Genomic DNA, 11,816 nt, shown 5'->3' on the forward strand with positions numbered 1-11,816 from the left:
CGATACTGAGTCCTCATGGGAACCAACCGCGAGAAGATGATCAACGGCGAGCCCTACATGTCGGCGGACCCCGAACTGGACGCGGACAGGCGCCGCGGCTGGCGTGAAATGGCCCGGTTCAACGCGCACGACCCGGAGGACCTCGACGGGATGTACGCGATCCTCAAGGGGTTCGTGGCGGAGATCGGCGAGAACTCGACGTTCATGCAGCGCCTGCAGATCGAGTACGGCTACAACACCCGCGTCGGCGCGAACAGCTTCATGAACTACGGCGGCGTCATCCTCGACTGCGGCCCGGTGACCATCGGCGATCACGTGATGATGGGTCCGAACGTGCAGTTGCTGACGGCGTTGCACCCCATCGAGGACCACGACGCGCGGATCGCGGGCTGGGAGACGACCGCGCCGATCGTCATCGGGGACGAGGTGTGGTTCGGCGGCGGCGTGATCGTCTGTCCCGGCGTCACCATCGGCAACAACACGGTGGTCGGCGCAGGGAGTGTCGTGACGCGTGATCTGCCTGCTCACGTGCTCGCGGTCGGCAACCCGGCACGGGTCGTTCGTAAGATCTGAGTCATGCGCAGCGAGGAGATCCAGATCCGCACCGGTGCCGATGAGGTCGTGCACGACCTGACCCGGGAATGCCAGCGGTTCCTCGACAGCGAGAACGGCGACGGCCTGTTGCACGTGTGGGTGCCCCACGCGACCGCGGGCGTCGCCATCATCGAGACGGGCGCGGGCAGCGACGACGACCTGCTGACCGCGTTGGAGCGCATCCTGCCCCGCGACGTGAAGTGGCGGCACCGGCACGGCACCCCTGGCCACGGCCGTGACCACGTGATGCCCGCGCTGGTGCCGCCCTACGCGACGATCCCGGTGCTAGGCGGTGTGCTGACGCTCGGCACGTGGCAGTCCATCTGCCTCGTCGACACCAACGTCGACAACCCCGTCCGCACGGTCCGTCTGAGCTTTCTTGCCGGCTAGTCCAGCTTTGTTCATGGCCAGCAGCACCAGCCCGACGAGCGCGATCCCGCCGAACACCCACCACTCGGTGCTGACGGACCCGTCGTACATGAGGCTGCGCAGTCCTTCCGCCGAGAACCGGAACGGCGTCCACGACCACAGGACGGCCCGGTAGGCCGGGTTGAGCAGCTCCGGCACCTGTCCCGCGACGGCGGGCGCCATCAGGTAGAGCAGGCCGAGGACGCCCATCGCGCGGATGCCGAGGTGCTTGAACAGTCCGGCCTGCAGCAGCGCGAACGACACGGCGACGGCGAGCATGAACGCGAGCGCCTCGGCGGTGAACGTGACGCCCCACCACGCCAGCAGCCCCGTGGTCGAGCCGGTGACCAGGACGGCCGCGGCCAGCGCCGACAGCCACCTCAGCTTTTTGCCCTTCAGCACCACGAACAGCAGTCCGGCGATCATCCCGCCGACCCAGAGCAGTGCCGACGCGGCGAGCGGCGCGGTGCGTTCGGCGGCCGACGGCGTCTGCGCGTCGACCTTGACCGGCAGCCCGGCACCCTGGGCGACGCCGGTCAGCACCTGCTGCGCGACCTGCGTGCCGGACGGGTTGACCGCGGGGTTCAGCCGGATCGTCGCCTGGCCGGGCGCGATCTCCAGAACCCCGTAGACCTCCTTGTCCCGCAGGAGGTTCCGCGCCTCGTCCGCGGACACGACCCGGATGTCGACCTCGGCCGAGTCGGCCGCTCCGACCTTCTCCGCGATCGGCGGAGGCGCGACGACGGCGAGCGGAACGTCGTGCGGGTGCACGGTCGCCTGCACGCCGAAGGTCAGCAGGCCCAGGAGAAACGCCACCACCGCGCCTGCGACGGCGGTGACCAGCGCGGTGCGCATCATCTGCTCCTCGAAGTTCATCGTCCGTTGAATTTAACGGGCACGCTACGCCTCACGCGCTCTGGAAGTCAACGCGTGATGAATTAAGACTCTGTCGGACCCACCAGGTACCGTTTGCCCGTGACTTACCCAGGTGGCGGCGGACAGGGCGGCTGGAACGACCAGCAGGGCTGGGGCCAGCAGCAACAGGGTGACCACCCCAGCGGTGGCTATCAGACCGGCGGCTACCAGACCGGCGGCTACCCGCAGACCGGTGGTTTCCCGCAGCAGCCCCAGTTCCCGCAGCAAGGTCAGTTCCCGCAGCAGGGTTACGGCGGGTACGGCGGCCTCGGCGTGTACGGGGGCTTCGACAACGAGCCGCCGAAGAACAAGAAGACGCTCTGGCTCGTGATGGGCGCCGTCGTCCTCGTCCTGCTCGTGGGCGGTGGCCTCACCTGGTTCCTGCTCACGCGCCCGGACAACACGACGGCGCAGCCCGACCCGTCCACCTCGAACAGCACCTCCGCGCAACCGACCGACACCGCGTGCCCGAAGAACGAGGGCCAGCAGTGCATCGAGACGGGGCTCGGCTACAACTACGTGGTCCCGAAGAACTGGGACGTCATCGCCGAGGTCAAGATCCCGGTCCAGGGGTTCGAGGGCGTCCAGCTGTCCGGCATCACCACCTACGGCGACTACACCTGCGAGGGCAAGCCGTTCACCAAGGGCACCAACGGCGGCACCCTGCTCCCGAAGAGCGGCGACATCACCAAGGCGGCCACCGACTTCACCAAGGCCCTCGCCGCGCAGTACTACTCGTCGGGCGGCGACCCCAAGGTGACGACCGCGGAGCCCAAGCAGGTGAAGATCCAGCACACCCAGAAGGACGGCAAGAAGGTCGTCGTCGACGGCGTGCAGATCGACGCCACGGTCACCCAGACCGGCAACAAGTGCCTGGCGAGCAAGGGCATGGTCAAGGTCGTGGTGCTCAACGGCAGCAACAAGCTGCACGTGCTGGCCGTGAACGGCGACCTGGAGGGCGGCGGAGGCGGCACCAACCCGCCGCTGCTCAAGGAGTCCGACCTGCAGAAGATGGTCGACTCGCTGACGCCGACGTCTTAGGACCCCAGGCTCTGCGGATCTACCGTGCGCCGCCGTTGGACGTGACGGCGGCGGGCAACGGGTTCTCGGCGGTGATCTTCTCCAGCACCGCCAGCGCCTTGCTCTCCCACAGCTCGAGCCGCAGCTCCTGGAACGTCATCATCGCCTGCTCCACGATCGCGATCGCGTGGAACGTCTCCCCGCGCTGCGACACGAGCTGGGCGAGGTCGAGCCGGATCCGCGCGGCCCCGACCCGGTCGAGGTTCTCCTCGCAGAGCCGGATCGCGCGCCGCAGCAGCCGCCCCGCCTCGGCGAACATGCGCATGCGGCCGTGGATCAGGCCGAGCGAGTGCAGCGCGTAGCTCTCCCCCACGGTGTCGCCGGAGCGCTGCACCATGCCGAGCACCGACGTGATGAGCTGCTGCGCCTGCTCGTACCGGCCCTGCACCAGCATCGCGCTGCCGAGCCGGTACAGGACCTGGGCCTCGACGCGCGGGCTGGAGATCTCGCGGCACATGCCCAGGGCGCCGCGCAGCTGACCGACCGCCAGCTCGTGTTCGCCGCGGTCCAGCGACAACTGCGCGAGCTGCGACACCACGTAGGCCTGGCCGACGACGTCGCCGACGCGTTTGAAGCCCGCCAGCGACTGCTCGAAGATCCTCAGCGCGATCTCCGGACGGCCTTCGTTGTACTCCAGCAGGCCGAGGTTGCGGCGCACCAACGCCAGCCCGTGGGTGTCGTCGAGCTCCATGAAGAGCTCCAGAGCGGGTTCCAGCGCCGTGCGGGACGCCTCCATGCGGCGCTGGCTGTGGTGCAGCGACCCGAGCGAGCACAGCAGGGCCGCGGTACCGCGCTTGTTGCCCGCCCTGCGCACGGCGTCCAGGGCTCGTTCGTGGGTCTGCTGCCAGTCGTCGAGGTAGCTGCGGGTCTCGAACAACGTCACGAGCGTCGTGGCGAGGTCCCAGCACAGCTCGTCCAGGCCGGCGTCGGCTGCCTGCAGAACGGCGGCGCAGATGTTCGGGCGTTCGCTTTCCAACCAGCCCAACGGGTCCTGCAGCACCTGGTCGAGGTACGGGGCGCTGGGCTGCCAGCGCCGGCCGGTGCCGTGCAGCACGGTGAAGTCACCGCCGTAGAGGCGTTGATGGGCTTGTTCGGCCATCGCGAGCCAGCCGCCGGCCACGCGTTCGACCGAGGCCAGTTGCGTGGCCGGGGCCTCGTGCACCACGAGCTGTTCCTTGGCGAACAGGCGGATCAGGTCGTGGAAGCGGTAGCGGGGCAGGCCGGTGATGTCGCTGCCGACCACGTCCAGCAACTGGGCGTCGACCAGGCGCTCCAGCAGGTCGAAGCCGCGGTGGCGGTCGTCGTCGGTGAGCGCGGAGGCCGTCCAGACGGGCAGGCTTTCCGCTTCCAGCAACGACATCAGCCGCATCACCCGGCACGTGTCGGGCTCCAGGCCGTCGTAGGTCAGCGACAGGCTGGCGCGCACGACCATGTCGCCGTGCACCAGTTCGTCGAGGCGGTGCCGTTCGTCGGCGAGGCGGCCGACCATCGACGCGAGGCTCCAGTGCGTGCGTGCGGCGAGACGGGCGCCGATGATGCGCAACGCCAGTGGGAGCCCTCCCACGACGTCCACCAACGCGGCCGCGGCGACCGGTTCGCCCTGCAGGCGTTGCGTGCCGATGATGCGCCCCAACAACTCCAGCGCATCATCGGAGTCCATGAAGTCGACGTCGACCAAATGAGATCCGGCGAGACCGGTCAGCCGGGTGCGACTCGTGACCACCACACCGCACGTGGGAGAGCCCGGAAGCAGTTGGTGCACCTGCGACTCGCTGCCCGCGTCGTCCAGGACGACGAGCACGCGGCGGTTCGCGAGCATGCTGCGGTACATGTCCGCGCGCTCGTCCACGCCGTCGGGCAAGGTCGAGCCCACGGCGCCCAACGCGGACAGGAACCGGCCGAGCACCTCGGCGGGTGTGGCCGGTTTCGCCTGGGTACCGCGCAGGTCGCAGTGCAGCTGGCCGTCCGGGTAGGTCTCGGCTGCGACGCGATGGGCCACGTGCACCGCGAGAGCGCTCTTACCGATGCCCGCCTTGCCCGAGATGTTCACCACCGGCATGGTCATGTGGTCGCCCGCGAGAATGCTCTCGGCGCGCGCCACGACGTCCTGGCGGCCGATGAAGTCCGAGATGGTGGCCGGAAGCTGGTGCGGTGACACGACGTTCTGCACGGTGACCGGAACCGGCTTCTCCTGATCGAGGCGCAGCACCTCGTCGTCGGTCAGGATCGCGGTCTCGAGCTTGCGCAACTGGTCGCTCGGTTCGAGGCCCAGGTGTTCGATGAACAGATCGCGGCCGGCGCGGTAAACGTCGAGCGCCTCGGACTGCCGGCCGGAGCGGTAGAGCGCGAGCATCAACTGGCCGCGCGGGCGTTCTCGCAGCGGATGTTCCGTCACCATGCTCTGCAATTCACCGATGAGTGCGTGATGGCGGCCCAGCAACAACTCGATGTCGACGCAGTTCTCCAGCACCGACAGGCGTTTCTCGTCGAGGCGCAACGCTTTGTTCTGCAACGTGGCTCCGGCGCCACCGAGTGCGGGTCCGCGCCACAACGCCAATGCCGCGCGCAACACCGTCGACGCGTCTTCCATGCGGCCCTGCCGGACGGCGGCGTCGGAGTCGGCCACGCGGCGTTCGAAGAGGAAGGTGTCGATCTTGTCCGCGGCGACGCGCAGCAGGTAGCCGGGCTGACGGGTCTCGATCTGGGCGTCGACGCCGACTCTCGCGAACTCCCGCCGGAGCGCGGACACGCAGATCTGAATCTGCGCCCGTGCGGTCGACGGCGGGGTGTGTTCCCAAACGAGGTCGATCAGCTGGTCCATGCTGACAACGCGATTGGCTTCGAGCAGCAATGCGCCCAGGATCGTCTGCTGACGTCCCGGCGGCACCTGTACCTGCTCCTCCGCTCCGATCACCTCGATCGGACCGAGCAGTTTGAAAATCAGTTCCTCATCAGGGGCGGAGCTCATGACGGACGACCCCTCGCGCCTCTATTTCCCGCAATGCCCCTGCACCTCACGCCCCGGTCGTTTTCACCATTACCGAATCACATTTGCCGAAGACGAGGAAAAGGCACTTCCAGGACGTCATCTCAAGATCGGTTCAAGATGAAAATCCTTCGCATCTCGTGTTTGACCTCCGGTTGCATCAACTGCAGGCGGCTACTCCGATGGGTGATGATCTCCGAAGTTAGCCTCGGCGGGGAAAACTGTCAAGATCCTTCTTGTGCATGACTACACGATCCACCATAATGCGCTCGATCTCAATAGGCATCTCATTTGGAGATGATCAGATCCGGGGCATCATGGCAGATCAACGAGTACGTGAACCCGAGAATTCATCGTAGTGGCGGCGGACTTCACGACGATCCTACGGCATGCCGCCAAGCAGCCTGAACGTCTCATCGGGACTACTCCGAGCGGCACAAGCCGTTCGTTCGGATCGCTAACCGCACCCAACCATTGCGGTACACCGCACCTAATTCTCCGGATAAGCGGCCACCCTGCGTAGTAACAGCTGTGTGCTGACTGGTGGGTCAGCTATTGAAGCGTCTCAATTGGTTGCGCCGGCTCCGCCATCGCGGCCGATTGATACGCGGTGGGTGCGCGATAGAGCGGCGATGGGCGGCACTTCTAACTTCGTTCTCAGACCCGCTCGAAGGTGTCTGAAGCACAACTCGAAGCCAAGGACAGACCAAGAAGAAAGAGGCCGACATGATCCGCAGGACGACCGCTGCCGCTCTGGTTCTCTCCGCCATCCCGGCGGCCCTGGCGATGACGTTCTTCGCCGGCACCGCACAGGCCGACGACGACACCCCGTGGGGCAAGGGCGTGGGCGGTGACACCCCCTGGAGCCAGATCGTCAACGACGGCGACACCCCTTGGGGCACAGTCACTTCGGACGACACCCCGTGGGGACGGTCCATCACGCTCCCGACGCTTCCGGCCGACGGCGACACCCCGTGGGGCGACGACACTCCTTGGGGCTGATCTCTCCCCCCTCCGTCCGGATAGTCACCCAAGGAGGCCAGAACCATGCGATTCCACCTGCTGGGCTCACTGGAAGTCCTCGACGACGACCTGCCCGTGCCGTTGGGCGGCGTCAAGCAGCGCGCGGCTCTGGGTTTCCTCCTGCTGCACGCCAACCGAGTGGTGGCGACGAGCAAGTTGCTCCAGGCGTTGTGGTCACGGGACGTCCCGCCCACGGCGCGCAAGATGCTTCAGAACGCCGTCTCAGGGCTGCGAGGCGTTCTCACTCCCCACGGCAGCAACCCCGAGGGGTCCGCACTGCTGCTGACCCACGCGCCGGGGTACCTGCTGCGCGTGGACCAGAACTCCCTCGACCTGTCGCGCTTCCAGCAGCTGACCGAACAGGGACGAGGTGAACTGTCCACCGGCAACTGGCCCGCCGCGGCGATCGTGCTCCGCAAGGCGCTGAGCTTGTGGCGCGGCCCGGTGCTCGCGGATCTTGCGGAGACCGGCATCAACTGGCCGGAGCTGACCGCCATCAAAGACGGGCGGCTGGCGACGCAGGAGGACTGCTTCGAGGCAGAACTCGCCTGCGGAAGGCACTACGAGATCATCGGCGAGCTGGAGTCGCTGATCGAGGTGGAGCCGTATCGCGAACGACTCAACGGGCAGTTGATGCTCGCGCTGTACCGGTGTGGCCGGCAGGTGGACGCGCTGAGCGTCTACCGCCGTACCAGGGCGGCGCTGGTGGAGGAACTCGGCCTCGAACCGGGCCGCGAGCTCCAGGAACTGGAGCGCGCGATCCTCGACCACGCCCCCGTGCTGGACCTTCCGCCGTCGGTGCAGCGCAGGCACCTGCTCTCCGTCGGCCAGGCCTCTCCCGTGTCCGCTCCCGTCGTGATCACGCCACCTGTGGCGGAACCCGTCGCTCCGGTGGCCGCGATGAACGTGATGACGGTGGAACGCAAGCTCGTCAGCGTCGTGATGGTGTCCGCCCAGCCCGGTCTCGCGGCCGGCGACGGTGACCCGGAGGACGTCGACGCGGTGCACCAGGAAGTCGCTTCCGTCGTCTCCGCCGAGGTCTCCCGCCTGGGCGGCGTCGTCGGCGGCAACGTCGGTTCCGTGTTCCTGGCTCTGTTCGGTGTGCCCAAGACCGCCGAGGACGACGCCGATCGTGCCGTGCGTGCCTCGTTGGCCATCCGCGACCGGTTGGCTGCCGTCGCGGACGTGCAGATCGGCGTGGCGACCGGCGACTCTCTCGTGCGTCTGCCTTCGTCTGGTGCGCCCACTGCCACGGGCGTGCTGCTCGACCAGTGCCGTCAGCTCATGGCGTTGTCCCCGCTGGGTGCCGTTCGCGCTTGCTCCGCGACCCGTGAGGCCGCCGGTTCCGTGACATGGGAGGCCGATGGCGCCCCGACCGGTGGCTGGCAGGCGGTCTCGTGCGTGTCACCGCGCGGTGCGACCCGCCGTTCACAGGCCGCCGTGCCGTTCGTGGAACGTGAGCGTGAGTTGCTGGTGCTGCAAGGGCTTCTCGACGAGGTCCGCACGCGCCGACGCCCGCACTTCGTGACCGTGCTCGGCGAGGCGGGCGTGGGCAAGACACGGCTCGTCAACGAACTCACGTCTTCTTGTTCGACCGCATTCCGTGGAACCGCAACGGCTTTCGGCGACGACCACGGTTATGGGCCGCTGTCGGACGTCGTGAGTGGCTTCTCCTCCTTCGAGACCCTGCGGGCCGCACTCGCGTCGCTGGTCGGCGTCGGTGAGCTCGCGGATCGGCTGCACGGGAGCCTCGCCTGCCTGGCCGACCCCGGCCCTGGTGTGCGGGCCGACTTCCCGGCGTGGCGGCGGTTCCTGGAGGAGGTCGCGGAGTCCGATCCGCTGGTCGTCTTCCTGGAGGACGTGCACTGGGCGAACGACGTGGTGCTCGACTTCGTGGAGGAACTGAGCGAGCACGCCGGTTCCGTGCCGTTGCTGGTGATCGCCACCGCGCGGCCGGAGTTGCTGCAGCGCCGGCCCGCGTGGTTCGGCGGCAAGCGCAACGCGACCACGATCAGCCTGGAGCCGTTGTCCCACAACGGGACGCGCAGCATGCTGAACTCGTTGCTGCAGACTCGCGAGCTGTCGTCCGAACTGTGGCAGGCACTCGTGACGTGCGTCGGTGGCAACCCGTTGTTCGCCACCGAGTACGCCCGCATGGTCGCCGACCCGCGCATGCCGTGCTTGCAGAACGACGCTTCGCTTCCGGTCCCGCCTTCAGTGCGTGGAGTGCTGACCGCTCAGGTCGACTCGCTGCCGTTCGAGGTGAAGGCGGTGCTTCAGGACGCCGCTGTCGCGGGTGATCTGGTGTCACCGGGAGCGGTGGCCGCGACGGGTCAGCGTGACGCGCTCGAGGTCGCCAAGGCGCTGGAACTGCTGGAACAGCGCGACTTCCTGCGCCGTCAGGGCCGCAACAGCGAGACGGGCGAGATCGAGTACGGGTTCCGGCATCTGCTGGTGCGCGACGTCGTGGCCGACCAGTTGCCCCGCGCCGAACGTGCGGTGAGGCGGGAACGGGCGCAGGCGTGGCTGGAGGAGCCGGCGCTGGACCTCACCGACCGCCGGGCGGGCTGATCGCTCCCCTGGTGAAACGCTGAACGCCGGGCCGCGCGCCCCACCCCCCAGCGCGCTGCCCGGCGTTCAGTCCCTGCTTCAGCTGGTGACGACCTGCACCAGGTGGTCGACGGCCTCCGCGACCGGCACCTCGACGCGTTCGCCGGAGCGGCGGTCCTTGACCTCGACCGTGCCGTCCTTCAGGCCGCGGCCGATCACCAGGATCGTCGGGATGCCGACGAGCTCGGCGTCCGCGAACTTCACGCCGGGGCTCGCCTTGCGGTCGTCCAGCAGGACGTTGAGGCCCTTGGCGCTGAGCTGCTTCGCGAAGTCCTCACCGGCGTTCATCAGCGTCTCGTCCTTGCCGGCGACCACGACGTGGACGTCGGCGGGGGCGACGTTGCGGGGCCAGATCAGGCCGCGGTCGTCGTGCGACTGCTCCGCGATGACGCCGACGAGCCGCGAGACGCCGACGCCGTACGAGCCCATGGTGATGCGGACGGGCTTGGAGTCCGGGCCGAGGGCGTCGAGCGAGAACGCGTCCGCGTACTTGCGGCCGAGCTGGAAGATGTGGCCGATCTCGATGCCGCGCGCGGCGACCAGCACACCCTTGCCGTCCGGCGACGCGTCGCCCTCGCGGACCTCGGCGACGTCGATGACGCCGTCGGGGGTGAAGTCGCGGCCCGCCACCACGTCGACGACGTGGTGGTCGGCCTTGTCCGCGCCGGTGACCCAGGCGGTGCCAGTGACGACGCGGGGGTCGGCGAGGAAGCGGATGCCGTTGGCCTGGACGGCTCCCGGGCCGATGTAGCCCTTGACCAGGAACGAGTTCTTGGCGAAGTCGGCCGCCTCCAGCATCGCGACCTCGGCCGGTTCGAGGGCTGCCTCGAGGCGCTTGAAGTCGACCTCGCGGTCTCCGGGGACGGCGATCGCGAGCAGCTCCCAGTCCTTGCCGGGCTGCTTGACCTTCACGAGGACGTTCTTCAGCGTGTCCGCCGCGGTGAACTTGCGGTCGGTGTTGGCGTTGAGGAAGTCCACCAGCGTCTCGATGGTGGGCGTGTTCGGCGTGTGGTGCACCTGCGCCGCGGGCTTGTCGTCGATCGACTGCGCGGGGGGCACGGGCGTCGCGACGGCCTCGACGTTCGCCGCGTAACCGGACTCGGTGCTGCGCACGAACGTGTCCTCGCCCGTCTCGGCGACGGCGAGGAACTCCTCGGACGCCGAGCCGCCCATCGCGCCGGATGTGGCGGAGACGATCACGTACTCCAGGCCGAGCCGGTCGAAGATGCGGATGTAGGCGTCGCGGTGGTCCTTGTATGACTGGCTCAGGCCCTCGTCGGTGAGGTCGAACGAGTACGAGTCCTTCATCAGGAACTCGCGGCCGCGCAGGATGCCCGCACGGGGACGCGCCTCGTCGCGGTACTTGGTCTGGATCTGGTACAGCGTGACGGGGTAGTCCTTGTAGGAGCTGTACTCGCCCTTCACGGTGAGGGTGAACATCTCCTCGTGCGTGGGGCCGAGGAGGTAGTCGGCGCCCTTGCGGTCCTTGAGGCGGAACAGGTTGGGGCCGTACTCCTCCCACCGGTTCGTCGCCTCGTAGGGCTCCTTGGGCAGCAGCGCGGGGAACTGGATCTCCTGCGCGCCGAAGGCGTCCTCCTGGTGATCACGGTGGGTATTCCTCGTTCACGGGCAGTTGAAACAGCGTACTGGTTGGGCGTTCCCCGAAATCGCGCGCGGTGCTTCGTTTGGGCTCTGACCTGCGGCGACCGGAATTGTCAGACCCCCTGAGTAGCGTCCGATCCATGCCTCTGACCATTGCCATGATCACCATCGACACGGGCGACGCGCGCAAGCTCGCGGAGTTCTGGACTGCCGCTCTGGGCACCACGATCCAGAACGACTGGGGTGAGTTCATCGTGCTCGCGCCGAACACCGAGTCCGGTCCCGCGCTCGGCATCCAGCAGGTGCCGGACGTGACGCCGGGCAAGAACAGAGTCCACTTCGACTCGCACGTGCCGGACCGCTTGGCGGAGGTGGCCCGCCTCGTCGCGCTCGGCGCCACGGAGGTCGCGGTGCACAGCGTTCCCGGTCTCGTCTGGACCGTGCTCGCCGACCCGGACGGCAACGAGTTCTGCGTCGGTCAGGCCGGCGAAGAGCTCTAGTTGTGATGTCCGGGGAGGTTGGTCGGCCGGGTGATGGCTGGCCTCCCTGGACATCACGACCAGTGGCTCGGCACGTCGCCGGGCGGATTCGCGGTCAG

At 68.0% G+C, this 11,816-nt stretch carries 8 protein-coding genes and 1 pseudogene; 6 read left to right on the forward strand and 3 right to left on the reverse strand.

Features of this window, described 5'->3' with window-relative positions:
• Window positions 1–15: 15 nt before the first annotated feature.
• Entirely contained in the window at window positions 16–573 is a 558-nt protein-coding gene (locus tag ACIRG5_RS17405; protein ID WP_402905682.1) for a sugar O-acetyltransferase, read from the forward strand.
• A 3-nt stretch (window positions 574–576) separates the two neighbouring features.
• A complete protein-coding gene (locus ACIRG5_RS17410) occupies window positions 577–984 on the forward strand; it encodes a YjbQ family protein (protein WP_402905684.1) in 408 nt (135 codons plus the stop codon).
• On the opposite strand, the gene ACIRG5_RS17415 is transcribed toward ACIRG5_RS17410, so the two are convergent.
• Entirely contained in the window at window positions 880–1,878 is a 999-nt protein-coding gene (locus ACIRG5_RS17415; RefSeq protein ID WP_402905686.1) for an ABC transporter permease, read from the reverse strand. The genes ACIRG5_RS17410 and ACIRG5_RS17415 overlap by 105 nt on opposite strands.
• Before the next feature lie 99 nt (window positions 1,879–1,977).
• Between ACIRG5_RS17415 and ACIRG5_RS17420 the strand changes: the two genes are divergently transcribed.
• The gene (locus ACIRG5_RS17420; RefSeq protein ID WP_402905688.1) at window positions 1,978–2,958 is read left to right on the forward strand and encodes a hypothetical protein; all 981 of its coding nucleotides are present in this window, start codon (window positions 1,978–1,980) and stop codon (window positions 2,956–2,958) included.
• Between the two features lie 19 nt (window positions 2,959–2,977).
• On the opposite strand, the gene ACIRG5_RS17425 is transcribed toward ACIRG5_RS17420, so the two are convergent.
• Window positions 2,978–5,965 (reverse strand): BTAD domain-containing putative transcriptional regulator, encoded by a 2,988-nt coding sequence (locus ACIRG5_RS17425; RefSeq protein ID WP_402905690.1) that lies wholly within the window; start codon window positions 5,963–5,965, stop codon window positions 2,978–2,980.
• A 744-nt stretch (window positions 5,966–6,709) separates the two neighbouring features.
• Here ACIRG5_RS17425 and ACIRG5_RS17430 point away from each other — a divergent pair.
• Both ACIRG5_RS17430 and ACIRG5_RS17435 read left to right on the forward strand, forming a co-directional pair.
• On the forward strand, window positions 6,710–6,985 hold the full coding sequence (locus ACIRG5_RS17430) for a hypothetical protein (protein ID WP_402905692.1): 276 nt from the start codon (window positions 6,710–6,712) through the stop codon (window positions 6,983–6,985).
• 45 nt (window positions 6,986–7,030) lie between these two features.
• On the forward strand, window positions 7,031–9,577 hold the full coding sequence (locus tag ACIRG5_RS17435; RefSeq protein ID WP_402905694.1) for a BTAD domain-containing putative transcriptional regulator: 2,547 nt from the start codon (window positions 7,031–7,033) through the stop codon (window positions 9,575–9,577).
• 78 nt (window positions 9,578–9,655) lie between these two features.
• Here ACIRG5_RS17435 and ACIRG5_RS17440 read toward each other — a convergent pair.
• Window positions 9,656–11,209, reverse strand: a pseudogene (locus ACIRG5_RS17440) (proline--tRNA ligase); the annotation flags it as partial.
• Window positions 11,210–11,358: 149 nt separating this feature from the next.
• On the opposite strand from ACIRG5_RS17440, the gene ACIRG5_RS17445 reads away from it, so the two are divergent.
• Window positions 11,359–11,718 carry a VOC family protein gene (locus ACIRG5_RS17445; protein ID WP_402905696.1) on the forward strand — a complete coding sequence of 120 codons (360 nt, stop codon included), beginning with the start codon at window positions 11,359–11,361 and terminating at the stop codon, window positions 11,716–11,718.
• Window positions 11,719–11,816: the final 98 nt, after the last annotated feature.

The sequence above is a fragment of the Lentzea sp. NPDC102401 genome (assembly GCF_044765805.1).
Lineage (GTDB): Bacteria > Actinomycetota > Actinomycetes > Mycobacteriales > Pseudonocardiaceae > Lentzea > Lentzea sokolovensis.